General features: G+C 59.9%; 19 protein-coding genes. 11 read left to right on the top strand and 8 right to left on the bottom strand.

The window, feature by feature from the left end; genetic code table 11:
- The first annotated feature begins 92 nt into the window (after window positions 1–92).
- Window positions 93–554 (top strand): NAD(P)H-dependent oxidoreductase, encoded by a 462-nt coding sequence (locus KZ772_RS15450; RefSeq protein ID WP_290537399.1) that lies wholly within the window; start codon window positions 93–95, stop codon window positions 552–554.
- Between the two features lie 156 nt (window positions 555–710).
- Here KZ772_RS15450 and KZ772_RS15445 read toward each other — a convergent pair whose 3' ends face one another.
- The gene (locus KZ772_RS15445) at window positions 711–1,478 is read right to left on the bottom strand and encodes an enoyl-CoA hydratase-related protein (RefSeq protein ID WP_290537398.1); all 768 of its coding nucleotides are present in this window, start codon (window positions 1,476–1,478) and stop codon (window positions 711–713) included.
- A gap of 137 nt (window positions 1,479–1,615) precedes the next feature.
- Here KZ772_RS15445 and KZ772_RS15440 point away from each other — a divergent pair, with 137 nt between their 5' ends.
- Window positions 1,616–2,413 (top strand): hypothetical protein, encoded by a 798-nt coding sequence (locus KZ772_RS15440; RefSeq protein ID WP_290537397.1) that lies wholly within the window; start codon window positions 1,616–1,618, stop codon window positions 2,411–2,413.
- On the opposite strand, the gene KZ772_RS15435 is transcribed toward KZ772_RS15440, so the two are convergent.
- Window positions 2,356–3,549: a hypothetical protein gene (locus KZ772_RS15435; protein WP_290537396.1), complete on the bottom strand. Its 1,194-nt coding sequence runs from the start codon at window positions 3,547–3,549 to the stop codon at window positions 2,356–2,358. The genes KZ772_RS15440 and KZ772_RS15435 overlap by 58 nt on opposite strands.
- A gap of 320 nt (window positions 3,550–3,869) precedes the next feature.
- Between KZ772_RS15435 and serB the strand changes: the two genes are divergently transcribed.
- Entirely contained in the window at window positions 3,870–5,105 is a 1,236-nt protein-coding gene (serB, locus tag KZ772_RS15430) for a phosphoserine phosphatase SerB (RefSeq protein WP_290537395.1), read from the top strand.
- 158 nt (window positions 5,106–5,263) lie between these two features.
- On the opposite strand, the gene KZ772_RS15425 is transcribed toward serB, so the two are convergent.
- The 3 genes from KZ772_RS15425 to epmB all read right to left on the bottom strand — a co-directional run bounded on the left by KZ772_RS15425 (window position 5,264) and on the right by epmB (window position 10,546).
- Window positions 5,264–7,351 carry an EAL domain-containing protein gene (locus KZ772_RS15425; protein WP_290537394.1) on the bottom strand — a complete coding sequence of 696 codons (2,088 nt, stop codon included), beginning with the start codon at window positions 7,349–7,351 and terminating at the stop codon, window positions 5,264–5,266.
- A gap of 221 nt (window positions 7,352–7,572) precedes the next feature.
- Window positions 7,573–9,339, bottom strand: coding sequence for a hypothetical protein (locus KZ772_RS15420; protein ID WP_290537393.1), 1,767 nt, complete (start codon window positions 9,337–9,339; stop codon window positions 7,573–7,575).
- A 199-nt stretch (window positions 9,340–9,538) separates the two neighbouring features.
- Window positions 9,539–10,546, bottom strand: coding sequence for an EF-P beta-lysylation protein EpmB (gene epmB, locus KZ772_RS15415; RefSeq protein ID WP_290537392.1), 1,008 nt, complete (start codon window positions 10,544–10,546; stop codon window positions 9,539–9,541).
- A gap of 45 nt (window positions 10,547–10,591) precedes the next feature.
- On the opposite strand from epmB, the gene efp reads away from it, so the two are divergent.
- The 3 genes from efp to KZ772_RS15400 all read left to right on the top strand — a co-directional run bounded on the left by efp (window position 10,592) and on the right by KZ772_RS15400 (window position 14,102).
- Window positions 10,592–11,161 carry an elongation factor P gene (gene efp, locus KZ772_RS15410; protein ID WP_290537391.1) on the top strand — a complete coding sequence of 190 codons (570 nt, stop codon included), beginning with the start codon at window positions 10,592–10,594 and terminating at the stop codon, window positions 11,159–11,161.
- A gap of 2 nt (window positions 11,162–11,163) precedes the next feature.
- Window positions 11,164–12,099, top strand: a complete 936-nt coding sequence (gene epmA, locus KZ772_RS15405) for an EF-P lysine aminoacylase EpmA (RefSeq protein WP_290537390.1) — start codon at window positions 11,164–11,166, stop codon at window positions 12,097–12,099.
- A 299-nt stretch (window positions 12,100–12,398) separates the two neighbouring features.
- Window positions 12,399–14,102 (top strand): BCCT family transporter, encoded by a 1,704-nt coding sequence (locus tag KZ772_RS15400; protein ID WP_290537389.1) that lies wholly within the window; start codon window positions 12,399–12,401, stop codon window positions 14,100–14,102.
- A 27-nt stretch (window positions 14,103–14,129) separates the two neighbouring features.
- Here KZ772_RS15400 and KZ772_RS15395 read toward each other — a convergent pair whose 3' ends face one another.
- The 3 genes from KZ772_RS15395 to KZ772_RS15385 form a co-directional block, all read right to left on the bottom strand.
- Window positions 14,130–15,113 carry a fatty acid desaturase gene (locus tag KZ772_RS15395; RefSeq protein WP_290537388.1) on the bottom strand — a complete coding sequence of 328 codons (984 nt, stop codon included), beginning with the start codon at window positions 15,111–15,113 and terminating at the stop codon, window positions 14,130–14,132.
- A gap of 285 nt (window positions 15,114–15,398) precedes the next feature.
- Window positions 15,399–16,316, bottom strand: coding sequence for an alpha/beta hydrolase (locus KZ772_RS15390; protein WP_290537387.1), 918 nt, complete (start codon window positions 16,314–16,316; stop codon window positions 15,399–15,401).
- Between the two features lie 101 nt (window positions 16,317–16,417).
- Window positions 16,418–17,023: a TetR/AcrR family transcriptional regulator gene (locus KZ772_RS15385; RefSeq protein ID WP_290499466.1), complete on the bottom strand. Its 606-nt coding sequence runs from the start codon at window positions 17,021–17,023 to the stop codon at window positions 16,418–16,420.
- Window positions 17,024–17,197: 174 nt separating this feature from the next.
- On the opposite strand from KZ772_RS15385, the gene fadI reads away from it, so the two are divergent.
- The 5 genes from fadI to KZ772_RS15360 all read left to right on the top strand — a co-directional run bounded on the left by fadI (window position 17,198) and on the right by KZ772_RS15360 (window position 25,371).
- On the top strand, window positions 17,198–18,502 hold the full coding sequence (fadI, locus tag KZ772_RS15380) for an acetyl-CoA C-acyltransferase FadI (RefSeq protein WP_290537386.1): 1,305 nt from the start codon (window positions 17,198–17,200) through the stop codon (window positions 18,500–18,502).
- A 22-nt stretch (window positions 18,503–18,524) separates the two neighbouring features.
- The gene (fadJ, locus tag KZ772_RS15375; protein WP_290537385.1) at window positions 18,525–20,684 is read left to right on the top strand and encodes a fatty acid oxidation complex subunit alpha FadJ; all 2,160 of its coding nucleotides are present in this window, start codon (window positions 18,525–18,527) and stop codon (window positions 20,682–20,684) included.
- Between the two features lie 79 nt (window positions 20,685–20,763).
- Window positions 20,764–23,067 (top strand): acyl-CoA dehydrogenase, encoded by a 2,304-nt coding sequence (locus KZ772_RS15370; RefSeq protein WP_290537384.1) that lies wholly within the window; start codon window positions 20,764–20,766, stop codon window positions 23,065–23,067.
- Window positions 23,068–23,187: 120 nt separating this feature from the next.
- Window positions 23,188–24,390, top strand: a complete 1,203-nt coding sequence (locus KZ772_RS15365) for a CaiB/BaiF CoA-transferase family protein (protein ID WP_290537383.1) — start codon at window positions 23,188–23,190, stop codon at window positions 24,388–24,390.
- Between the two features lie 90 nt (window positions 24,391–24,480).
- Window positions 24,481–25,371, top strand: a complete 891-nt coding sequence (locus KZ772_RS15360) for an alpha/beta hydrolase (RefSeq protein ID WP_290537382.1) — start codon at window positions 24,481–24,483, stop codon at window positions 25,369–25,371.
- Window positions 25,372–25,435: the final 64 nt, after the last annotated feature.

Genomic DNA, 25,435 nt, shown 5'->3' with positions numbered 1-25,435 from the left:
CCTCCACTTCTAGTAGCTTGTAGCTTGTAGCTCGTAGCTCGTAGCTCGTAGCTGCTATGCTGGCATCATCGACTGCATTGAATTGCGAGACCATGAAACACCTGCTGATCGTCGCCCACGCCCCGTCGCCAAATACCTTGAAACTGCGTGACGCTGCGGCCCGGGGCGCCGGCCATGAAGATATCGAGAACGTGACCGTAACGGTTAAGCCGCCTCTGGAAGCGGGCCCCGAGGACGTGATGGCCTGTGATGCCATTCTGCTCGGCACCACGGAAAATCTGGGCTATATGAGTGGCGCCCTGAAAGATTTTTTCGACCGCACCTACTACCCGGTACTTGAAGAAAAACAGGGCCTGCCCTGTGCCCTCTACATCCGCGCCGGCCACGACGGCACCGGCACCCGCCGGGCGGTGGAAAGCATCGTCACCGGCCTGCGTTGGAACTGGGTGCAGGACCCGATGGTTCTGCGCGGAGACTGGCAGGATGATTTCGAGCAACAGGTGGAAGAGTTGGGGATGTATCTGGCGGCAGGGCTGGATGCGGGGATTTTTTAGCTATGAGCTGCTAGCTACTAGGCGCGGGTTGGCTTGTCAGTAATCAAGGGTCTGTGCCCGCGCCCATGGTTGGGCGCGGGCACAGACATTCAGACCCCAAAGAGCGCTATCGCACCTCGAAGCTAGCAGCTAGAAGCTAGAAGCTCGCAGCTGCCTTTACCCCTTGCCCTTGTTCACCATGGCCGCCAGCACCGCCTTGGCCTCATCCCCCTGCAGCATCTCGCCAAACAGGGCCAGATCTTCCTCCAGCACATCCTGCAGCGGCTTGCTGATTGCCTGGCGCATCAGCCGCTTGCTCTCGCGCAGGGCTCTGGGCGGTTTCTTTGCCAGGGTGGCGGCCCAGCCGCGGGCGGTGGCCTGCAGCTCATCACGGCTCACTACCTTGGCGATCAGGCCGGCCTCGAAGGCCTCCTGTGCCAGCATGGGCTCACCCAGCAGCAGCATGCGGGCGGCGCGCTGGTAGCCCAGCCAGTCCGGCAACAGCTTGGCGGAACCGGCTTCCGGCACTGCGCCGAGATCGGCGAAGGGAGTGATGAACTTGGCATCGTCAGACGCCACCACCATATCCATGTGCAGCAGCATGGTGGTTCCCACGCCCACCGCATTGCCCTGAACAGCGGCTACCACCACTTTCGGGAAGGCATAGATGGCCTTGATGAAATTTGCCGCCTCGCCCACTTCACCGGGTTTGGCATTGAGAAAATCCACCAGGTCGTTGCCAGCGCTGAAGGATTTGCCTTCGGCTGCAAACAGCACCACACGGATGTCATCGCTCTGTTCCGCGGCGTTGAGCAGGGCAATCAGATCCCGGTACATGGCGCCGGTAAGGGCATTCAGTTTGTCCGGGCGGTTCAGGGTAATTTCCATCACTGATTCGGTATGTGTCACCAGAACCAGATCGCTTTCCAATGTCGGCAAGGTCACGACAGCTCTCCCAATCATTATTTGTCGGGCAAGGCTAGCCGCCCGCTCCGCCCATGCCAAGGACGAATCCCGACAAAGGGGCTTGACCGGTTGGTCAAAGCACCTTAAAAAAGCGCACCTCTCCTGAGATCGTCTCCGTGAAACTGATCACTTTCGATCCTTTCCGCACCCTGGGCCTGCCCGGCGTGCGTTATATCAAGCCCGAACACATGAACCAGCACCGCGATGCGTTGGCGGAAGCGGACTGGTTGCTGTTCCCCGGTTACTGGCAGATCAACAGCCTGCATTACGTGCTCAAGCGGCCGATCTTCCCCAGCCTGAGCAGTTACCACCTGGGGCATGACAAGGTGGAGATGACCCGTGCCCTGCAGACCGCCTGCCCGGAACATGTGCCGGAAACCCTGATCGTCGCCTCCGACAAGTACGGTATTGGCCAGGTGCTGGATCAATGGCGATTTCCGTTTGTGGCCAAATCAGTGCGCTCCAGCCAGGGCATGGGCGTCTACCTGATCGAGAATCGCCAGCAGTTTCTGGACTATGCGGAGCGCGAAGCCGTGCTCTATATCCAGAAGCTGCTACCCATTGTGCGCGACCTGCGCGTAGTGGTGGTGGGCGAGGAAGTGGTAGCCAGTTACTGGCGAGAAGGGGCGGGCTTTCTGAACAACGTAAGCCAGGGCGGGCGCGTGCGCACCGATCTGTCGGTACCGGACAATGCCATTTCCCTGGTGGAAGGGATGGCCCGCTATCTGGGCATCAACCATGCCGGGTTCGATGTGGCCATGGTGGACGGCCACCCCTACATCCTGGAATTCAATCGCCTGTTCGGCAACACCGGCATCCCCGACCTCAATCAGCGGGTACAGCAGGCCATGAGCCGCTACCTGCTGGGTGAGCCATCGTCGCCGCCCTCTTCGGACAGCAAGGTATCCGCCTGAGTGCGCAGCAGGTTCTGGTAACGGTGAGCCAATTGCTCAACCGGCTGTAGCCGTACCTTGTGATCGCCAGCGGTAACCACCTGGGCCTTTTCCGGCTGGTACAAGGCTTTCACATCCAGCTCGGTGGCGGCCAATTGTGCTTCCGGCACATTAAGCCGCCCTGGCACCCCGGCCACACACAGGGACCAGGCTTCCTGCTGGTCCCCATCGGTGGTGACCAGCGCCTTGAATTCCAGTGGTGGCTTGCCCTGCTGCTTGCGTAACGGCGCCAGCAGACGCACTACACGAAGGAAAAGCAGGCCCGCGCACAGCGCGGAAAACGCACAGCGAGATGCCGGCTCCTGGTAGAAAAACAGCCCGGCCTGATCCCCCACCTTCTGGCCTACCCGGCCACCGTAAATGCCCGCTACCTTGTCGAGAATACGCTGATAATCCGCCAGCACCTCGACCATGGCCGCCTGTGTATAACGCTGACGGATGTGTTCGAAATTGACGATACTCAGGCGCAACTGGGCCAGTGGCTTAGCGCCTTCCGGCAAGGGCTCGGCCAGCGCCTGCGTCGATGCAGGAGTGGCCAGCGGTGAAGCCGCTGGGGCCTCTGCCGGTGTCGGTTCTGCGGGTTCCGGCGACGGGGGCAGCAGGCGCTGCTGGATCAGGGCAGCCGCCACCCGCAGCAGCAACAGGCACAGCACCGCCAACACAAAACCGGCTTCCAGCCGCTGGCGCGGCAGGGCACTGGTGTCGCCCAGCAGGGTCAAGGTACCCGCCAGCTCACCGTCCGGTAGCGCCACCGGCACCGAGATCACCAGATCGGAGCGGGACACCCCGGTCAGGCCCACCTGAATATCCGCCGCATCCTGAAAGCGCACCCCGGCCACCGGGGCCAGCTGCACGGTTTCCCGGCCGATCAGGTTGATGCTGATGGAATCATCGCTGGCCAGGGCCTCGGCAGCCCGGCGGGCAGTCTGTTCAGCCAGCGCCTGCAGCTGCACCCTGCGCTCCTGCTCCAGCCGCGCGGAGAAGTGCTCAAGAAAATAGACACCGACCACCAGCATGGCCAGCAGCATCAGGATCAACTCACGCAGCAGGCTGCGTTGTTGCCGAATCCATGGCCGCCATTGTTCCCACAGGGACATAGAGTTGCATTCCGTAGTATTGAGCTCGCGCGCAGTATACCGCGACACGCCAAAGTGGCGTTGACCGAATCGGCGCACCTTAGCAGCGATGGTGCATCAGCGGACGGTTGGCGATGTAAAACATCGGTTAATCGCTCTGTTCTCACAAACAACCAACAAGAACGGACAAAGCCTGACGTTGAAGTCGTGTTTCTGCACTGGCCTGTCTTCAAGCCAAGACACTGCCGCTTGCGGTACCATTTCTGCTACCCTTACGCGGTTTTCGCGGGAGCCACTGCTTCCGCCTTCCGCTTGTCTGACTTGCCCCCGGGAGCCCATGCGTGCGCGAGATCATTCTGATTCAGGTATCCGGCAGTGACCGTCCCGGTCTGACCGCCGCTTTCACCCGGATTCTGGCCCGTTACCGGCTCAATATCCTGGATATTGGCCAGGCCGTGATCCACGACACCCTGTCGCTGGGCATTCTGGTGGAAACCCCACCGGACGCAGAGTCCTCGGCGGTGCTCAAGGATCTGCTGTTCGAGGCCCACAAGCTGAACATCAATGTGCGTTTCCGGCCCATTGATGAGGACCGCTACGAGGAATGGGTCGCCGGCCAGGGCAAGGATCGCCACATCATCACCCTGCTGGCGCGCAAGATTACCGCCGAGCAGTTGTCCGACGTGACCGCCACAGTGGCTGACAACGGCCTGAATATCGACAGCATTGCCCGCCTGTCCGGCCGGGTGCATCTGGAAGGGGAATCTCTCAACGAGGACAGCCGCGCCTGCATCGAGATTTCCGTGCGTGGCGAACCGAAGGATGGCGAAGCCATGCGCGCCGCCTTCCTCAGCATCGCCAACGAACGCAACCTGGACATCGCCTTCCAGCGCGACAGCGCCTTCCGCCGTAACCGGCGCCTGGTGGTGTTCGATATGGATTCCACCCTGATCCGCTCCGAAGTGATCGACGAGCTGGCCATGGAAGCCGGGGTGGGCGAAGAGGTGGCAGAAATCACCGAGCGGGCCATGCGCGGCGAACTGGATTTCAACGAAAGTTTCCGGGCCCGGGTGGCCCTGCTCAAGGGGCTGGATGAAGGTGCCCTGGAGCGGGTGCGCGAACGCATCCAGCTCACCGAAGGGGCTCAACGGCTGATCAGCACCCTGCGTGCCCTGGGCTATCGCACGGCCATTCTCTCCGGCGGCTTCACCTGGTTCGGCCAGTGGCTGCAGCAGTTGCTGGGCATCGACTATGTGTACGCCAATGAGCTGGAAATCGAGAATGGCCAGGTCACCGGCCGGGTAGTCGGCCAGATCGTCAACGGCCAGCGCAAGGCCGACCTGCTCAAACAGATCGCCGCCCAGGAAGGCATCAGCCTGGAACAGGTGATCGCCGTGGGCGACGGCGCCAACGACCTGCCCATGCTCGGCGAAGCCGGCCTGGGCATCGCCTTCCGCGCCAAGCCCCTGGTCAAACAAAACGCCGAACAGGCCATCTCCACCCTGGGTCTGGACGGAATTCTGTATCTGATCGGGGTGCGGGACAAGGATCAGGCGGAGCTGTTAAAAGGCAGTTAATAGTGAAAAGTGAATAGTTAACAGCGACGCGGTTGTGTCCTGTCTCGCTTTAAACGCAAGAGGCCGCGCCCAGACGATGGGCGCGGCCTCTTGCGTTGCAGATCAAAAACAGCCCTGATCGCGAGCTGTTAACTATTCACTGTTAACTGTTAACTGATTTACGCCGACTCAGGAATCTGCAACGTCTCCATCGGCGCCTGCAGGTAGAAGCCCTGCAGGTAGTCCACACCGCCAAGAGTCCACAGGGCCTGCATCTGGGCGGCGGATTCAACAAAGCCGACCACCGTCTTGCGATTGCCTTCCTTCACCTGCTTAACGATCTCTGCGAGGCGCTGGCGGCCTTCACTTTTGGCCACATCCTGGGTGAAGGAGCCTTCAAATTTCACCATGGTAGCTGGGATGTGCTGGAACAACTTGAACGGGTCCAGGCCGCCGCCGAAACGGCTGATGGAGATACCACAGCCCGCGCTTTTCATTTTCTCGGCAAACACGCCGGCCTGTTTCAGGTAAGTGGTGGCATCGCCTTCGGTAAGCTGGAAAGTCAGGCGCGAACCATCCATCTTGGCGGCACGCATGGCCTTGAGCAGCCAGTCCGCCAGGGAGGCATCGGCCAGAGAACCGCCATTGATATTGAACACCAACTTTACCGGTTCACTCATGGTCGCCGCCGCACGCATGGCATTAAGTACCACCCAGCGATCGATCTTGCCCACCAGGCCCTGCTCTGCGGCCACGGGAATGAATTCGCCGGCCTCCATGACTTCACCCTGTTTCTGGGGCAGGTTCACGAACACTTCAAAGACATGCTCGCTGTCGTCTTCCAAGTTCATCAGCGGTTGATAACGCAGATTGAAACTGCCCTGCTCCAGCGCCTGACGCAGCAGCATAACGATGGCTTCGGAAGAACCGGCAGCCACTTCGTCCATGGGATCATGCACCTTGATGCTGTTGCCTTTGCCGCTGTTTTCCCGCTGGGCCTGGTTACAGCATTTCAGCGCCGTGGTGAGAGTGCCCTGACCACTGCGGGCATCCTCGCGAACAAACGCCACGCCCACACTGGCGGTAACCTGGATGGTCTTGGCCGACACTTCCGGCATCAACCCTTCAATGCCGGCCCGCAGGCGTTCAGCCAGCTCTTCCGCCTCGTCAGTGTCATCCACCGGCAGCAAGACGGCAAAATCCTCACCATCCACCCGGGCCAGCTTGGCGTCACCAACCTGGCCAACGAGCCAATCCGCCACCGCCCGGAGAATGTCATCGGCACCATCGATCCCCACAGAGGACTGGTGTTGCTCGAAGTCGTCCAGGCGCAGATACAATACCGTGGCCAGTTGCCCCTCGCGGGCGGCTTCGGCTACCGCATCATCAAGCTGATCCATAAACCATTTGCGGGCAAACAGGCCGGTGACCTGATCTTTCTGGCTCATCTCATGGAGCCGTTCCTGCATTTCGTTCTCATCCACCCCACCAGCCCGAATAACAATCTGGGTGCAGGCTTCACCGTCGTAGGTGCTGGGCGAAAAGGTAAAAGAGGCATCAAACTCGTTGCCCTCGGTGTTGACCCCCTTGCATTCCAGTTCCTGGGTCTGGCTTTCGTCCTGGGCACGACTTCGCAACAATTTCTTCAGCTTGTCATGATCCGCGGCTGACACCATGTCCATGATGGGGACACCGGCCAGGTCGTCGGCACTTTCGTAACCGAACAGCTCCACGTAATTGTCGTTGGCGTGAATATGCATGCCATCGAGCACATAGGCGATGGCGTCACGGCTCTGGTCCATCAGCAGGGAAAGCCGCTTTTCCGCATCATGGCGGGCAATCTCGGAATGCTGCAGCTCCTTGCGCAGACGCAGGTTTTCCACCACCCGGTCCACCATCAAAGTGAGCATGTCCCGATCGTCATTGGGGACCACACCGCTGGCTCCCTGCAACAGGGCAGCCTTGACGGTTTCAGCGGAAAAGGTGTTTTCCAGCAGGATCACCGGCACCGCCTTGCCCAGGCGCTTGAGATGGGCCATGGCAGATTCGAAACTACCATCACCAAAGGTCGGCCGACAAAGCATCAGCTCCCAGGCGCCGCCCTTGAGAGCCCGCAGCAAGTCATCCTCGCCCAGGGCCAGTTGCGCCCGGGTCGCCCGACCGGCATTGCGCAGCATATTCATCAGCTGCTCGGCCTCATCCTGTGAATCGTGGGCGATCAGTAGACGGAGATTATCCAGGGCATAGCTCATGGGGTGACGACTCATACTGTTTTCGTACGGCCTACCATTGTGCCTGACAACCCTGTCTTGGCAACTTTCCCGCAGAAAAAGAGAGAACTGGCCGACCTTTACCGGAAAAGGAAGCGGCAGATTCCCTGTTTTCTGTTTATGAAAAGCGGCCCGGCCAATGGCAGTAAACCATCACACAGCATCCTCGCTGTGACCTTGATAACGGGTCGGAAGCGCAAATCGCTCCCTTTTCGTTATTATAAACTGGACCAGATAGAATCCAGATCACCTTCATCATCGCCGCTCACCGGCTTGGCAGGAGCGGAGGGGGTCGCCATATCCCGGAACGGGTACTGGCTAAACCCGGATGCGCCCTGGACGCGACGAAGCAACTGTACGCGACGGGGCTCGCCCGCCTCAACCAACTCCACTTTTACCCCTTCATTGAAACCCACGGTGGGCAGTAACAAGGTAGCCGGCTGACCAACGCCGGCCAGCTCTGGCAGCAGGATGGCACGCATGAAATCACTGTCATCCCCCTGTTTTCGCAGGGCCCGGGCTGCCACAGGCCGGCCGCCAGGTGCCAATAGCTCCACCCCGAAGCGGGCACCATGATTGGGTAGCTGGGTCACCCAGCGCACTACCGCCAGCATCCACTGGCTGTCCGGGTGATCCCGCAGCGCCAGCAATTCACCCGTGCGCATCAGGCTCGGCGTATTCCCCTGCCAGGACAAGCAATAACCGCCAGGACTCGCATTCACCTTCTGGCAGTGGTAACTCTCGGGTAGCGGCGCCTCACTGCGAAGGGAGGAATCCGGCTTACCGATATCTATGGTTTCATTGGGGAACTCGGACTGATAAGCGGTGGCCCAGGGGTCGTCCTGTTGCTGTTTTTGCCGGCTACTCATGCTGATATTTCGCAGGAAGGGGTTATTCTCTTCCCCTTCGCCCATCACCGATAAACTGCCCCGCTCAATCAGCGTTTCAAACGGCACCTTGCCGGACAGGAAATAGTGCACCCCCACCAGTCCAAAGCACAGCTCAATCTCCCCGCTTTCCGCCATACGCTTGAAGGCCCGCTCGGTAAGCGCCCCCCACACCTGCTGCAAGTGGGCCATCATGCTTTCGTCAAGGCCTTTGGGAACCAGCAGATCGCTGTTCTGGGGCTCATCTTTCCAGGCACTGATCGCCTGTACCAACCGGGTGGAATCGATATAACGCCAGCTATCCGTAGCCTGCGAAGCATGGGTGCGATAAATCGGTGGACGATCTGCCTGCAGGTCGAACACGAACAAATCGTCATCATCACTGGCGGTCTTGATCTCGATGAGATCGCCCCAGGTGAACGTGGCCTTATACAACGCGGCCAGCTCCTGTTGGCGCAACTGATTGGGCTTGGCAGTGGCCAGCAACAGGCAGCGGGCATAGGCGGACTGGATACTGGAATTGCCTTTTTCATCGTCTACCGGCGTGGTGGCGATGCCGTGCAACTCCGCCAGCAGGTAAAGCTGGTGCAGCTCCAGCCAGAGATGCCGGGGGCTGGGAAAATACAGCTGATAGCAACGCAACAGGGTATCGCCAAGGGCATTGATGGCACGATGGATCGCTGTGGTCACCGCCCGCCGGACGGCCTTGTCCTTGAGCTTGCGCATGCCGCGAACCGCCACCAGCTTGTAACCGTTGGCAAGATGCCCCTGCAGGGCCTGGGCCAGACTGGCCACGCGGCGAGCCTTATCCGGCAATACCAGAGACTGGTTCAGGTAATGTTTCTGCAGGGAATCACTGACATGCAAAATGGAAGGACGCACCACTTCCAGCAACTGGAAGCGCTGTTTGGAATCGATTTGCAGCCGGTTCAGTTCCTGAATGAACTGATAAAGCTGACGCGCAGTTTCTCCCATATTCATGACCGGGAGAGCGTCAACCCACTGTTGCAGCTTTTTCGGCTGATCAGCGCCAAGTGTCAGGTGCGGCAAATCCTGCTCGGGAAGTTTCAAACGCACCGTCTGGGCTGGTTGCTCCATTGAAGATAATCCTTATCTCGGTGGCACCCAGATGGGGAGCCCTTAACAATTTCTTTAACGTCTTATGTGCAAGGAATTGTTAAGGTGACCCTCTAGTTATTAAGTAGTAGTTCTTGTTTTCTGTGTGTCCTTCGTCACACGACTTTACGATACCGTTACAGACCTGTAAACGTTGTGCTCTCGCCGACCGGCGGACGCTCTAGCCCGCCAATACGGTCTTTGCCGGCTCCCCCGGTTCTTCCCGGGACAGTCTTGGCACCAGAAAGCCCGGCAATCGGCCGCGCAGCTCCCCATGTAATTGCATAGCGCGTGTATCCGGCACGGCAAAATGGGCAGCGCCCTGCACCGCATCCAGTTGGTGCAGGTAGTAAGGCGTCACCCCGGCCTCATGGAGACGATCCGATAACGCCTCCAGAATCGCCACGGAATCATTCACCCCGGCCAGCAGTACACTCTGGTTCAGCAGGGTAATGCCTTCCCGCCGCCACTGCTGGCAACGGGCCACCAGCGCATCACTGATTTCCCGGGGGTGATTGGCGTGCAGCACCAGGGCGGTCTGCCAGCGTGAATCCGACAGCAGGGCCAGCAGCGGCTCATCCAGCCGCTCGGGAATGACCACCGGCGTGCGGCTATGAATACGCAGCCGGCGCAGATGCGGGATCTGAGCCAGCGCCGCCAGCAATTCCTGCAAACGGCGATTGTTCAGGGTCAGCGGGTCGCCGCCACTGAGGATCACCTCGCGGATATCCGGGCGCGACGCCAGCCACTCCAGCGCCTGATCCCAGCGCTTGCCGCTCAGGTGACTCTGGTAGGGAAAATGCCGGCGAAAACAGTAGCGACAGTGCACCGCGCAGGCGCCGGTGACCACCAGCAGCGCACGGCCATGGTACTTATGCAGCAGCCCGGGCACCGGGGTGTGAGCGGCTTCCTCCAGCGGATCACTGCTGTAGCCGTCCTCCTCACGCAGCTCCGCCGGCACGCTGAGCACCTGCCGCAACAACGGATCATCCGGGTTGCCTCGCTCCATCAGCCGCACATAGCCACGGGGCACGCGCAGGGGAAAACCCTCCGCGGCCGCCAGTATTTCGGGCAGCGACTCCGCCTCCAGTTGCAGCAGGCCGAGCAGCTCCGCCGGATCGGTAATCAGGTCCGCCTGCTGGCGCTGCCAGCCCGGCAACTCCCAACCAGCCTCGTCCTGCGTTATCATTGCCAGCCTTCGCGACGCCATACATCAACCTTTGGAACAACATTTATGGCCAACTATTCTACCAGTGAATTCAAGTCCGGCTTGAAAGTGATGCTCGATGGCGACCCCTGCGCCATCATCGAGAACGAATTCGTCAAGCCCGGCAAGGGCCAGGCGTTCAACCGCGTCAGACTGCGCAACCTGAAAACCGGCAAAGTCTGGGACCGCACCTTCAAGTCCGGCGACTCCCTGGAAGGCGCCGACGTGATGGACGTGTCCATGCAGTACATCTTCAGCGATGGCGAATTCTGGCACTTCATGGACCAGACCACCTTCGAGCAGAAGCAGGCCGACGAAGCCGCCGTGGGCGATGCCAAGAAGTGGCTGAAAGAAGAAGATATCTGTGAGGTCACCCTCTACAACGGTGAACCCCTGTCCGTCAGCCCGCCGAACTTCGTGGAACTGCAGATCGTGGAAACCGACCCGGGCCTGAAAGGCGACACCGCCGGCACCGGCGGCAAGCCCGCCACCCTGAGCACCGGCGCTGTAGTGCGTGTGCCTCTGTTCGTTCAGGAAGGCGAGATCGTCAAGGTGGACACCCGCACCGGCGATTACGTGGGTCGCATCAAGAGCTAGTCGTGACCGACTGGCAGCCCACCGCCTCGCTGGAGGCCATCAAAGCGCGCGCCGAGCTGCTGAGCACGGTGCGCGCTTTTTTTGCCGCCCGCAACGTACTGGAAGTGGACACCCCGCAACTGGCCCATTACGGCGTCAGCGACCCCCACATCCAGTGCATCCCGGTGCCCGGTTACGGCTACCTGCAAAGCTCACCGGAATACCACATGAAACGCCTGCTGGCGGCAGGCAGCGGCCCCATCTACCAGATCTGCAAGGCCTACCGGGATGGCGAAGCCGGCGGCCGCCACAATCCCGAATTCACCATGCTGGAATGGTACCGCCCGGGCTTTGCGCTGGATGATCTGGTGCAAGAGTGCCTGGCGTTATTCGACGTGCTCTTCCCCCGCGCCCAGTCAAGAACCTACCGCTTCCGCGACCTGTTCCGCCACGTCACCGGTCTCGATCCACTCACCACCGATGACGCAGATCTGATCGCCAACGCCGAATCACACGGCGCCCCGAAAGACCTCAATAAATCCGCTGCCGTGGATTACCTCATGGCCACCCGGGTAGAACCCGCCCTCCCCGCAGAACAGCTTTCCGTGGTCACCAACTTCCCCGGCTGGGCCGCGGCCCTGGCGCAGACCTGTGATGACAAGGACGGCACCACCGTGGCATGCCGCTTTGAGATCTATTATCGGGGCCTGGAGCTGGCTAATGGTTACCAGGAACTCACCGACGCTACCGAACAGCAACAGCGGTTTGAGAAAGACAATGCACTGCGGCGGGAACAGGGCATGAATATCATGGAAGAAGACGCCTATCTACTGGCAGCAATGGCATCATCTCTCCCCGAATGCAGTGGCGTCGCCATCGGGGTTGAGCGCCTTCTCATGGCCGGGCAGCGCCTCAACAATATCGACCAGGCAATTATGTTTCCCTTTAACAGGGCCTGATTTCCCGGGAAACATCAACGCTCTCACCTCTGCTCCTTACTGACAGGGAAAGAACTCTCCCTGAAATCCTGATTCTCCATCAGTTCGCATAGTTGGAAACATGATCTGTCACAACGCCCCAGGCTCAACGTTGTGTATGGTCTGCTACGACTTGTATGTGGCCCGGCGCGCGTTCACGCTGCTGATAATCAAGTCTATATTGCAGACCATGACGGGGTGGAGGCACACACCAATTCTTCCCTGGTGGTTCATGCCATAGCAAAGCCAGGAAAACAGACACTGATTGCACAAGGAACACTATGGACAGGTTAAGACGGTGGAGAAACCAGCTACTGGGCGATGTCGGCACCGTCTTCTATCTGTCGCTGCTGTTGATTGCCGGTTTTCTGACGGCAGCGATGGTCGACCCCGACGCGGTACAGAGGCAAGCCCAGAAGATCCTTGATGCAACAGCCAATAATTTTGGCTGGCTGTACTTGATGGCTACCAGCGGCTTTGTTCTTTTCGCTTTGGGGCTGGCCTTTTCTCGTTTCGGCAGTATTCGTCTCGGGCCGGATGACGAACCGCCGGAGTTCAGTTTCAAAAGCTGGCTGGCCATGATCTTTTCCGGAGGGATGGGCGTCGGCCTGGTGTTCTGGGGCGTAGCGGAGCCCATGATGCATTTCAACTCTCCCCCCCTCGGGATCGGCACGCCACGAACCGCAGAAGCCGCACAGACCGGTATGCGCTATGCGTTTTTCCACTGGGGGCTGCATCAATGGGCCAATTTTACGGTGGTAGGGCTGGCTATTGCCTATGTGCGCTTCCGTCACAACAGCCACGGACTGATCAGTGAAACCTTTAGACCCCTGCTTGGTGACAGAGTAGATCACGGCTGGGGCAAGGCAATCGACACTCTGGCGGTCGTCTCTACGCTTTTTGGTGTGGCCACTACACTCGGCCTGGGTGCGCTGCAGATCAACAGTGGGCTCGCCAGACTCTCCGACGTGCCCTACGGGGCAACGCCGCAACTACTGATTATGGCCGGGCTCGGCCTGTTGTTTATTCTCTCTGCCATGACGCCCCTGAAGTGGGGAATCCGCTATCTGAGCAGTGCCAATATGGCGCTGGCAGCGGGGCTGTTACTGTTTGTACTGATACTCGGACCCACCCCGTTCATCTTCAGCGAGTTCACTCAAACCGTAGGGGAATACCTGGGTAACATCGTACAAATGAGCCTGGTAACCACCCCTTATTCCAGTGAACACTGGGTGCAGCAGTGGACCATCTTCTACTGGGCCTGGGGCCTCAGCTGGGCACCTTTCGTCGGCAGCTTTATCGCCCGTATTTCCCGGGGCCGCTCAATTCGCGAATTTGTACTGGGCGTCATGATCGTGCCAGTGATTTTGAGCATGCTGTGGTTCTCCACCTTTGGCGGATCCGCTATTCACTACGAATTGTTCGGGAATGCCGGTATCGCTGACGCCGTTGCACAGGAAGTCCCGGCCGGACTTTACGTACTGCTGGAGCAACTGCCGGGCGGATTCTATGCAGCGATTGGCGCCATTATTCTGGTGGCCATGTTTGTGGTCACGTCAGCTGACTCCGCCACCTTCGTGCTGGGCATGTTTACCTCCAAAGGCATCCTTAACCCTACCCGCTTTGTACGCATCCTGTGGGGCCTGCTACAGCTGTTGATGGCGTCGGCGCTGCTACTTAGTGGCGGCCTGCTGGGTCTACGCACCGTCTCCATTGTCGCCGCGTTCCCGTTTATGCTGCTGATGGTCCTGATGGCGTATTCTCTTTACAAGGACCTGGCCCTGGAAGCGCGTCGCCGCGAAGAGAGAGACAAACTGCTGAATGAACGGATTGAACGGCTGCTACTACGAGAATCTGAACGGGAAGCGGAGCGATTGGCGGCAGAGGAAACCCATCCCACCGCGCCGGAGACGCCACAACCTGAGCCTGAAGAGGCCGATGCATTGCAGTCAAAGCAGGCTGCAGCGGGCGATAAACCCAGCTGAGTAGGCAAGGAGTTATTCAGAGCCTCCCTAGGCGAAGGGGACCATCTTTTGCAGACTTTCATCCCACAGCTTGAGCTGAAAGGCCGCCAGGCTCTGTCGCAACGTCAAAGGTGCTTTGTCACGCACGGCGGGCACCTCGTTGTAACACTCAGGCAAACGGTAATTGGGGATGCGTGAGCAGAGATGGTGGATATGATGGTAGCCGATATTCGCCGAAAACCAGCGCAAGATAGTTGGTAATTGATAGTAAGAGCTGCCTTCCATGGCGGCACGCAGCGGGTCCCACTCACCCTTGCGGGCCCAGTAACCGCCTTCGAACTGGTGTTGCACGTAAAAAAGCCAGATTCCGCCCATACCGGCCAGCCAGAGCACGGGCAACTGAATCCACAAATACGTCTGCCAACCCATCGTATTCGCGGCAACCAGGAATACGCCTAGGATGGCGAGGTTGGTGAACACAACACTCATCCGCTGTTTCTTCTGCACTTTCCGCCTCGGCAACCGGTTTCGCAGCAAGAAATTGAAAATGGCACCGAACCCCAGGAGCACCACAGGGTTGCGGTAAAGCCGGTAAAACCAGCGGTTGAGCCTGGGTAATTGTTTATATTCGCACAAGGTAAGTGTCCAGATATCGCCAAATCCACGGGCATCAAGATTGGCGTAACTGACGTGATGACGCAGGTGGCTGAGGCGCCAGTCATCGAATGCCGTAAAAACGAGAATCCCCAAAAGGCGGCCGGTCCAGGTATTGGCTCGCTTCGACGGCAGGAACGATCCATGGACACAATCGTGGAAAATCATGAACAGGCGAACCAGAAACGCCGCCGCCGCCACCGAGAGCGCCAGCGTCCATAGATAGGACCAATCCTGCTGGAAAGAAAGAATCATCAAGTACCACAGGCCGGCGTAAGGAACCAGCGTATTGATGAGCTGCCACACCGCCTTTCCACGGCTGGGAGAGCGGTACTGAGCGAGTGCCGGGCGCGTGTCCGGCCAGGAGTCGGCTTGCACATCGCCTCCATTGGGTGTCTTCGGTGCTCAGGTCGCTGGCATGAGGCACCGGCTGGAACGTCTTGAGACTTGAACGTCCCTGTCATCTCTCACGCTACGCTCTTTGCGCTCCCTGAACAATCGCAAGCAAACGGGACAGAATTCAGCACCCACCCTTGAAACAGTTACGACCCGTAAGCTGCCATTGGTTATCTGGCGGGTTTCTCCATGGACCGGTTCTGAATCATCCCGATACGGTGTTTTCCCGGCCTGACGAAGCCCACGCCGGAAAAGCACCGACCGCGCCTACGCCATCGCCGGCTGCACCACCGAATTCGCCCGCGCCACTGTTTCGGCAATCAGATCACCAATCCGCTCAATAGCTGACGGCGGGAAGTCGTGGCCCATGCCGGGGATGATCACCAGCTTGGCACCGCGAATATGACGGGCAGAGGCTTTGCCGCCGGCGGGGCGGATCAGGGGATCGGCGCCGCCGTGGACCACGGTGGTCGGGCAGCGGATCTGTTTAAGGTGTTTGGTCAGGGTACCGGTGGCCAGCACAGCCAGGAACTGATTGCGAATACCGCGGGGGTTGATGCCGCGGGCCCAGCACTCCCGATACATGGCTTCCAGTTCGTCGCGGCCCTGGGGCAGGGTACCCGCCAGCTTGCTCATCATTTCCAGGCCGAAGGCCACGAACTGGTCTTCGGTTTCCACTTTGACGCGGGGGGCCACCAGGGTCTTGAGGGCCGCCGGTTTCGGCAACGGCAGGTAGGGACTGTTGTTGCTGGACATGATGGAGGTAAGTGACAACACCCGTTCCGGGTGGCTGGCAGCCATCAACTGGCTGATCATGCCGCCCATGGAGGCCCCGGCAAAATGGGCCCGTTCGATGTTCAACGCATCCAGCAGACCCACGGTGTCTGCCACCATATCGTGCAAGGTATAGGCACTGTCCACAGACAACCCAAGGGTATAACGCAACAAGGCAACCAGCGGCCCCTGTTTGAAAGGCTTGCGAATGCGGGTGGATTTGCCCACATCCCGGTTGTCGAAACGGATCACCCGGTAGCCACGCTCCACCAGTGCATCCAGCAACGGTTCCGGCCAGAACACCATCTGCGCCGACAGCCCCATGACAAAGACAATGGGCTCCCCGTTTTCCGGGCCACGACTCTCATAAAAAAGCTCGATACCGTTACTGCTCACCGTGCCTGACTGCATATGTGACCTCTTCATTGTTCTACTGCGAGCTGATCAACATAGAAAAGCCCCGATCAAACCACAAGCAAAGGCGCAACGATTGGCCCGATGGGCCGACAAGCTCACACCGTTATTGCCCGCCACAGCATATCGAACAGCACCCCGTGCTGATCCGCCATGCGTCCAGGGCGTCCCCGCAGCAGGTGCATTTGGGAAATGCGCAGTAGCACCCCGTAGAAGAAGTCCAGCAGGATCGGCGTGGCCACCTGGCTGTTGAGGATGCCCTGCTCCTGCCCCTCACGCAGCACGCTCAGGAACAGCTCGGTAAGGCGCTGCTGGCCCGGCGTGGTATCGCTACCCCAACGGCCCGGATAGACCGAGTTGATCATCATCCGCCCCATCTGCGGGTTGCGGTCGAAGAAATCCAGCACCACCCAGAACACCTTGCTGAGCCGGTCGCGGAAGGTATCGATGCCGGCCAGGTGATCCAGCATGCGTTCGGCCAACTGCTCCAGGCCATGGTGCAGGCAGGCGCTGAGCAGCGCCTCTTTGCTGCCGTAGTACCGGTAGAGGGTCTGCAGGCTGCAGCGGGCGGCGCTGGCAATCTGCTGCAGCGTCACCTGATGGAATTCCGAATCCGCAAACACCTGCACCGCCGCCCATTCGATGCGCTGGCGCACCGCCGGGTCCTGGCGGGATTCGGGAAGCACTGCCGTACCGTTTCTCACACGCTCATTTCCTTGCACTGTAATTCTTATTACACCTCTGTCGGACAGAGCACATTGCGGCATTGACTCGCTGCCAGGAGGCTTCTAGTCTCGACACACTTTGTCACTATTCAATGTCACATTTAGTGTAATTAAAATTACACCGTGACCGGCAACCCCTGCAAGGAGTCTGGAATGCCTGTACGCAAAATGAAGCTGGCTGGCCGCAGCGGCCGCGTGGCCGTGGTGGATGGTCTGCGTACCCCGTTCGCCCGTATCGCCACCCACTATAAAGACCTGAACGCCATCGACCTGGGCGCCATGGCCGTGAAGGAACTGATGGCCCGCAACAACCTGGACCAGCGCGATATCGAGCAACTGGTGTTCGGCATGACGGTGATGATCCCGGAAGCGCCCTTTATTGCCCGGGAAATCGCCCTCGCCCTGGGCATGGACACGGTGGACGCCTACTCCATCACCCGTGCCTGCGCCACCAGCTTCCAGACCGCCGCCAGCGTGGCCGACAACATTGTCGCCGGTTACACCGATGTGGCCATTGCCGGTGGCACCGACTCCACCAGCTGCGCCCGGGTGCCACTGTCCTCCGAGCTGAGCGCGGTACTGCGTGACGTGAGCTTCGCCAAGACCATGAAGGACCGCATCAAGCTGCTCAGCCAGCTTAAGGCGAAAGACCTGCTGCCCCAGGCACCGTCCATTACCGAATACTCGGTGGGCGAGACCATGGGCGAAAGCACCGAGAAGATGGTCAAGAAGTGGGGCATCAGCCGCCAGGAGCAGGACGACCTTGCCCATGCCTCCCACAGCAACGCCGCCCGCGCCTGGGCCGAAGGCCGCCTGGACAAACAGGTGATGACCGCCTTCCTGCCGCCCAATGCGACCCCACTGAAGGACGACAACCTGGTGCGCAAGAACTCCGAGCGTGCCGGCTACAGCAAACTGAAGCCGGTTTTCGACAAGGTCTCCGGTAGCGTTACCGCCGCCAACAGCAGCCCACTCACCGATGGTGCTGGCGCCCTGCTGATGATGAGTGAGAAAAAAGCCAAGGCGCTGGGCTACGAGCCGCTGGGTTATATCCGCTCCTACGCTTTTGCTGCCCGCAGCCCTCAGGATGATTTGCTGATGGGCCCTGTGCTGGCCGCCCCCATGGCCATGGCTCGTGCCGGACTCGCCCTGAAAGACCTGACCCTGGTGGACATGCACGAGGCCTTCGCCGGCCAGGTGGCCTGTAACCTGAAAGGGCTGGCCGACGATGACTATGTGCGTAGCCAGACCGGCCTCGCTGCCCTGGGTGAGGTAGATCGCAGCATTCTCAACGTGAACGGCGGCTCGATCGCGTACGGCCACCCCTTCGGTGCCACCGGCGCCCGTGTCATCAGCCAGGCACTGTATGAACTGCAGCGTCGCGGTGGCGGTCTGGCCCTGACCACCGCCTGCGCCGCCGGCGGTATTGGTGCCGCCATGGTACTGGAAGCGGAATAAACAGCGGAACAAGGAGATCCCCATGAGCAAAACGCAACGTGCTTTTACTCTCAAACCGCTGGATAACGGTGTGGCCGTACTGGAAATCAATGTTCCCGGCGATGCCCAGAACACCCTGAAAGCGGAGTTTGTTGACGACTTCAACAGCGCCTTTGCTGCCATCGAGAAAGCCCAACCCAAAGCTCTGGTGCTTTACTCCACCAAAGCGGGCTCATTCATGGCCGGCGCCGATATCAAGCTGTTTGAAAGCGCAAAGACAGCGAAAGAAGTGAGCGATCTGTCCACCCAGTGTCAGCAGACTTTCCAGAAACTGGAAGACCTGGATATGCCGGTGGTAGCCGCCATCAAGGGCGCCTGCCTGGGCGGCGGCATGGAACTGGCTCTGGCCTGTTCCTATCGCATCGCCGCTAACAGCAGCGACACCGTACTGGGTCTGCCTGAGGTGATGCTGGGCCTGCTGCCTGCCGGCGGCGGCACTCAGCGCATGCCTCGCCAGGTGGGTATCGCCACCGCCCTGGACCTGATGCTCACCGGCCGTCAGCTGAAAGCCAAACCGGCGAAGAAAATCGGCCTGGTGGATGAAGTGGTGGAAGCCGTGGCCGTGTACGACCGGGCTGTAGCCCGTGCGCTGGAGCTGGTTGATGCCAAGGAAGAAGGCGGCGTCGATCTGGCCAGCTACTTCAGCAAAGAAGGCATCACTAAAGCCGCGCTAGAACAGAACAGCCTGGGCCGCAAGATGGTCTTCGACCAGGCCCGCAAGCAGACTGCGAAAAAGACCCACGGCCTGTACCCGGCACCACCGGCCATCATCGATGCGGTGGAAGCTGGCTTCGAGGAAGGTATCGAACAGGGTTACGCCACCGAAGCGCGCCTGTTCGGCGAACTGGCCATGTCACCGCAATCGAAACAGCTGCGCGGAATTTTCCACGCCACCAATACCCTGAAAAAAGACACCTTTGTGGCCGACGGCGTGAAAGCCCGCGATATCGAAAAAGTCGGCGTCCTCGGTGCCGGCCTGATGGGGGCAGGTATCGCGCTGACCACCATCAACAAGGCCAAGCTGCCGGTGCGTCTGAAAGACCGGGACGACAAGGGCCTGGCCCATGGCGTGAAATACGTCAGCGAGTTCTACAACAAGCGCGCCAAAAAAGGTGCCATGACCGCCGCCGATGCCAGCGCTGAACAGGGCCGCATTTCCTATACCGCCGATTACAGCGGTTTCAAGGGACTGGACCTGGTGGTGGAAGCGGTGTTCGAGGACCTGGGTCTGAAGCACAAGATGCTCAAGGACGTGGAAGCCAACGGCAACAAGCACACCATCTTTGCCTCCAACACCTCCTCCATTCCCATCACCGACATTGCCAGTGCCGCTGAGCGTCCGGAAAACGTGATCGGCCTGCATTACTTTTCCCCGGTGGAAAAGATGCCACTGCTGGAAATCATCACCACGGACAAGACCGCGCCTGAGGTGACCGCCGGCTGTGTGGCCTTCGGCAAGGCCCAGGGCAAGACCGTGATCGTGGTGAAGGATGGACCCGGCTTTTACACCACTCGCATCCTGGCGCCCTACCTGAACGAAGCTACCCGCCTGCTCACCGAAGGGGTCGATGTGAAAGCCGTGGACAAGGCGCTGGTGCGCTTTGGCTTCCCGGTAGGCCCCATCACCCTGCTCGACGAAGTGGGCGTGGATGTGGGCACCAAAGTCGGCCCGGTACTGGAAAAAGCCTTTGGGGAACGGATGGCATCACCGGATGCCGCCAGCCTGATGATCGAAAACGATTATCTGGGCCGCAAGAGTGGCCGCGGCTTCTATATCTATGAAGGTGTGGCCAAAGGTGAAAAACCGGTCAACACCGTGCTCTATGAGCTGATGAATGTGACCAGTGAAAAAGACGCGGACGACGAGGAAATCGTCAGCCGCTGTGCCTGGCTGATGATCAACGAAGCCGCCTACTGTTTGCAGGACGGCATCATCAGCGATCCCATGCACGGTGACATCGGCGCCATCTTCGGCCTGGGCTTCCCGCCCTTCCGCGGCGGCCCGTTCCGCTACATGGACAGCCTGGGTCTTACCAATGCGGTACGCACCCTGGAGCGCCTGGCCGAACAGTTTGGCGACCGCTTCACACCGGCTCCGCTATTGATAGAGATGGCCAAAAAGAAACAACGCTTTTACCCGTAAGCGTCCGGCGCTTGTTTGTTCGCGCCCGTAAACGTTCGTCCTGCCCTGCAGGGCCTAACAACCTCAAAGGAACCACAGCATGTTTCAACAAGTGATGAACTGGATGCGGGACAACAAGATCCTCCCGCAGATTTCCGACACCGAACGCCAGGCCCTGGAAGCCGGCGATGTGTGGATTGACGGTCAATTCTTCGGCGGCAAGGTGGACTTTGAAAAAATCCTTGCCGAAAACTATGACCAGCTCCCGGAACACGAACAGGCATTCCTGGACGGCCCGGTGGAAGAGCTGCTGAAGATGGCCGACAGCTATGAGCTGTCCCGTACCCGCAAGCTGCCGGACGATATCTTCAAGTTCATGGCCGACAATGGTTTCTTCGCCATGCAGATCGCCAAAGAGTATGGCGGCATGCCCATGTCCACCCAGGCAAAGTCCTGCATCATGGCCAAGGTCAGCTCCTATTCCGGCCTGCTCAGCGCCATGGTGGTGATTCCCAATTCCCTGGGCGCCGCTGAACTGCTGGGTCACTATGGCACCGACGAGCAAAAGAACTACTACCTGCCCAAGCTGGCCAAGGGGGAATTCATTCCCTGCTTCGGTCTCACTGAGCCCACCGCCGGTTCTGACGCTGCCTCCATCAAGGCGGAAGGCGTCGTGTTCAAGGACGACGATGGCGAAGTGAAGTTCAAGCTCAATTTCCGCAAGCGCTACATCACCCTGGCACCGGTCTCCAATCTGATCTCCCTGGCCGTGCGTCTGCACGACCCCGAGAACCTGCTGGGCAAAGGCGAAGAGCCAGGTATCACCGTGGTGCTGATCGAAAAAGGCGCAGCGGGCACCGAAGGCCTGCACATCGGCGATCACCACCAGCCGATTGGCGAACATTTCCCCAATGGCCCCATCGTCGGTCGTGATGTGATTGTACCCGCCGGCAACGTGCTGGGCGGTGTGGAATACACCGGCATGGGCTGGAAGATGCTCATGGAAGCCCTGGCGGGTGGGCGCATGGTGTCCCTGCCGGCTACTGGTGTCTGCGGCGTACGACACGGCGCCATGATTGCAGGGGCCTACTCCATGGTGCGCCAGCAGTTCGGCATTCCCATCGGTCGCATGGAAGGCGTGGAACACAAGATCGGCAAGGCCGCCGGCATGACCTACGCCTTCGACGCTGCCCGCGTATTCGGCTGCTCCGCCGTGGACCACGGCATTCAACCGCCGGTAATGTCCGCGGTGATGAAAGCCTACTCCACCGAAATGGGCCGCGAGATCGGCACCGATGCCATGGACGTGACCGCCGGCTACGGCGTCATGCAGGGCCCCAACAACACCATGGGCCGCCTGTACAACTCTGCCCCGGTGAGTGTCACCGTGGAAGGCGCCAACATCATGACCCGCACCCTGATGATCTTCGGTCAGGGCGCCACCCGCTGCCATCCCTACGCCTACAAGGTGGTACAGGCGGTGGAAAACGAGGACGTAGACAGCTTCCGCAAGAACCTCACCGGCTGGATGGTGCAGTTCCTGCTCGGCATGGTGATGACCCTGGTACGCGGCGTTACCCGTGGCTGGTTCACCGTGAAGGTGCCGGATGTGGAGCCGAAGACCAAGAGCATCTACCGGCGTCTGGGCTGGGCGGCCACCCGCTTCGGCCTGCTCACCAACCTGGCCATGTTCTTCGTGGGCGGCAAGCTGAAAGCCCGCGGCAACCTGACCGGTCGCTATGCGGACGCGGTGGCCTGGTTGTACATCACCACCTCTGCCCTGCGTCGCTTTGAAGCCGAAGGCCGCAAGGCGGAAGACCTGGCGCTGGTGCAGTACGCCGGTGAATACGGTCTCACCCAGATCCAGAAAGCCTTCGAAGGTATCTATGAAAACTTCGGCGGCCCGGTGGGCGTGATCCTGAAAACCGTGGGTCGACTCTGGCTGGGTCTGAACCCGCTGGCCAAACTGCCCGATGACCAGCTCAGCCACAAGGCTGCCCTGGCCCTGCAAAGCTACGGCGACCAGTACAAGCGTCTGGTGGGCGGCAACTACATGCCGGAAGAAAGTGATCAGGGTCTTGGCCGTCTGCTCAAGGCCTTCCGCTTGACCACCGAAGCCGAGCCGGTGCGCGCCAAGATCCGCGCTGCCCAGAAAGCCCGCAAGCTGGGCCGTGGCAAGGTGGAAGAGCTGGCCGCCGATGCCGCCCAGCAAGGCGTGATCAGCGAGGCGGAACTGGCGCTGCTCAATGACGCCACCGCGGCCTGCCTGCTGGCCATCGAGGTGGACGTGTTCACCAAGGACGAGTACTACGGCGCTGGCGGCATCCCCGCCATGAGCGCCACCGGCGACGGTGGTGTGGAGCAACCGCCGGAGTATGGCCTGGCCAAGGCTGTCGGCGAGTAACCCCTCCGAAACCGAACGCCCGACCGGGCGTTCGGTTTTCTTTTTTCAGGTTCAATTCCTTTGCCCTGTCGTATCACAGAGCAAAGGAATTTTTCCTCTGTATCGGCAACAGGATTTTCCATGAACCCATTACTCGACGGCTTGACGGTCCTCGACCTGTCCCGCCTGTTACCCGGCCCCTTCTGCTCCCTCACCCTGGCCCAGCTTGGCGCCGAGGTGATCAAGATCGAGGAACCGGATGGCGGCGACTATGCCCGTGAACTATCTCCAGAGCTGTTCGACATCGTCAACCGGGGCAAGCAATCCCTGACTCTGGATCTGCGCCAGGCCGACGACGTGGAACGCTTCAAGTCACTGGTGAAAGACGCCGACGTGGTACTGGAATCCTTTCGCCCCGGCGTCATGGACAAGCTGGGTTGTGGCTATGACACCCTGAAAGCCCTCAACCCGAAACTGGTCTATGCCTCCCTCACCGGCTACGGCCAGACCGGCCCCTATGCGGACCGCCCGGGCCATGACCTGAACTACCTGGGATATGCCGGCGTGCTCGACCAGACCGGTCTGCCCGGCAAGCGCCCGGCCATGTCCAACGTGCAAATCGCCGACCTGGCCGGCGGCGCGCAGAACTGTGCCATCGGCATTCTTGCCGCGGTAATGGGCGCCCGTCAGAGTGGCGAAGGCTGCTGGGTGGACGTGGCCATGCTCGATGGCGCCCTGGCCTTGCAAAGCATGGCCCTGGCCACCCACCACCAGCACGGCAACAGCCAGCCCCGTGGCAAGGACATGCTCACCGGCGCCCTGGCCAACTACAACGTGTACCGCTGCCGGGACGGCAAATACCTGGCGGTGGGCTCCCTGGAACCCAAGTTCTTTATGGCGTTCCTGAAGGAAATCACGCCCGCCTTTCTCTGGAAGAAAAAACAGAAAAAAGCCGGCGCCTCTTCCGGATCTGCCGCCGACAAGCCGAAATCCGCCAGTGGCGGTAACGATGCCCTGACCAAGCTGGCCGCCGACCCGAAGAAACTGCGCAGACTGATGATCCCGGTGCGCTGGGCGATTCAGTTGATCCTGCTAACTCGCACCCGGGATCAGTGGGACGCGCGGCTCGCCCACAAGGACACCTGCGTGTCAGGCATTCTCACTCTGGAAGAAGCCCTCGCCAATGAACAGGTACAGGCCCGGGGACTGGTAACCAATAATCACAAGGGCCCGGTACTGCGCTCACCAATCCGTTTTGTGGGCGCCCAGACCCGCGATGGCGACAGCCCGGCATTGGGCGAACATAACGGGCTTTTTGAAGATAAGGAAAAACGCCGGGCTTGACTGGAGGCTTTTCTGACCCGATCAACCCTGCTACTGCCAGGCGCCAGACCATACAGTAGTAACCAGAAGAACAATCAATATGGAAGACACATGAGCATTCAAGCAAAAATCATCAAGGCAGTGACCCGTCGCACCATCAAGCGCCACGGACTCAACGAAGAACAATTGGTGCGCCACCTGCGCAAGGTATTCAACAACACGCCGGTTCTCACCCTGCTGCCCCGAAAGGTGGCATTGCGCCAGATCCGGGAGCCCCAGTTCGACGGTGACCACCTGAGTGTAAGCAACCCGTCCACCACGGTGCTGTATCTGCACGGTGGCGCCTACATTGGCGGAGTGACCAAGACCTATCACAACCTGGCCGGACGCCTGGCCAAACAGCTCCATGGCGAAGTCTATCTGCCCGTTTATCCGTTTGCGCCGGAGCAACCTTTTCCGGCAGCCGTGAACCGGGTGATGGAAGCCTACGAATACCTGTTAGCCCAGGGCAAGAACCCCAGCGATATCGTTATCGCCGGCGACTCCGCCGGCGGCGGCCTGACCCTGGCCACCCTGCTGCATATCCGCGACAAGGGCCTGCCACAACCACGCTGCGCGGTACTGTTTTCCCCGGCCGGCAATGCCTTCCCGGATGACAAGGTACTGGCCGCGCTGGACCCCAGCGATGCCATGCTGTCGGCGGACATTATCCGCACTGTGATTGATGTCTATCTCCCCAATCAGGAAGACCGCAAGCACCCCTACGCTTCGCCCTGTCTGGCTGACTACAGCGGTGTCTGCCCCCTGCTGATTACCGTCAGCACCGATGAGGTGCTTTACCCTGATGGCAAGCAGGTCCGCAAGGCGGCAGAAAGCGCCGGGGTGCGGGTGAAATGGATCGAACGGTCCGGGCTGTTTCATGTCTGGCCGATCATGGTGCCTTTCCTGCCGGAGGCCAATCGAGATCTGAAGAGTGTGGTCGAGTTTATCCGCACCGCCTGACTGTTTTGGTCATTGCCGCCACCGCACCGCTGGCGTTTACTGTTTTTTTTATGACAGGGAGGCC

The organism is Alcanivorax sp., from assembly GCF_019431375.1.
In the GTDB taxonomy this organism is placed as follows: domain Bacteria; phylum Pseudomonadota; class Gammaproteobacteria; order Pseudomonadales; family Alcanivoracaceae; genus Alcanivorax; species Alcanivorax jadensis_A.
Note: the sequence above shows the minus strand (reverse complement) of the source record. Positions and strands in the feature narration are given on the sequence as shown.

Excerpts from the sequence above, each read along its gene's own strand:
- KZ772_RS15450 (WP_290537399.1), top strand. The coding sequence starts at position 93 with ATGAAACACCTGCTGATCGTCGCCCACGCCCCGTCGCCAAATACCTTG.
- KZ772_RS15435 (WP_290537396.1), bottom strand. The coding sequence starts at position 3,549 with ATGTCCCTGTGGGAACAATGGCGGCCATGGATTCGGCAACAACGCAGC.
- KZ772_RS15425 (WP_290537394.1), bottom strand. The coding sequence starts at position 7,351 with ATGAGTCGTCACCCCATGAGCTATGCCCTGGATAATCTCCGTCTACTG.
- KZ772_RS15420 (WP_290537393.1), bottom strand. The coding sequence starts at position 9,339 with ATGGAGCAACCAGCCCAGACGGTGCGTTTGAAACTTCCCGAGCAGGAT.
- epmB (WP_290537392.1), bottom strand. The coding sequence starts at position 10,546 with ATGATAACGCAGGACGAGGCTGGTTGGGAGTTGCCGGGCTGGCAGCGC.
- efp (WP_290537391.1), top strand. The coding sequence starts at position 10,592 with ATGGCCAACTATTCTACCAGTGAATTCAAGTCCGGCTTGAAAGTGATG.
- KZ772_RS15400 (WP_290537389.1), top strand. The coding sequence starts at position 12,399 with ATGGACAGGTTAAGACGGTGGAGAAACCAGCTACTGGGCGATGTCGGC.
- KZ772_RS15390 (WP_290537387.1), bottom strand. The coding sequence starts at position 16,316 with ATGCAGTCAGGCACGGTGAGCAGTAACGGTATCGAGCTTTTTTATGAG.
- fadI (WP_290537386.1), top strand. The coding sequence starts at position 17,198 with ATGCCTGTACGCAAAATGAAGCTGGCTGGCCGCAGCGGCCGCGTGGCC.
- fadJ (WP_290537385.1), top strand. The coding sequence starts at position 18,525 with ATGAGCAAAACGCAACGTGCTTTTACTCTCAAACCGCTGGATAACGGT.
- KZ772_RS15370 (WP_290537384.1), top strand. The coding sequence starts at position 20,764 with ATGTTTCAACAAGTGATGAACTGGATGCGGGACAACAAGATCCTCCCG.
- KZ772_RS15365 (WP_290537383.1), top strand. The coding sequence starts at position 23,188 with ATGAACCCATTACTCGACGGCTTGACGGTCCTCGACCTGTCCCGCCTG.
- KZ772_RS15360 (WP_290537382.1), top strand. The coding sequence starts at position 24,481 with ATGAGCATTCAAGCAAAAATCATCAAGGCAGTGACCCGTCGCACCATC.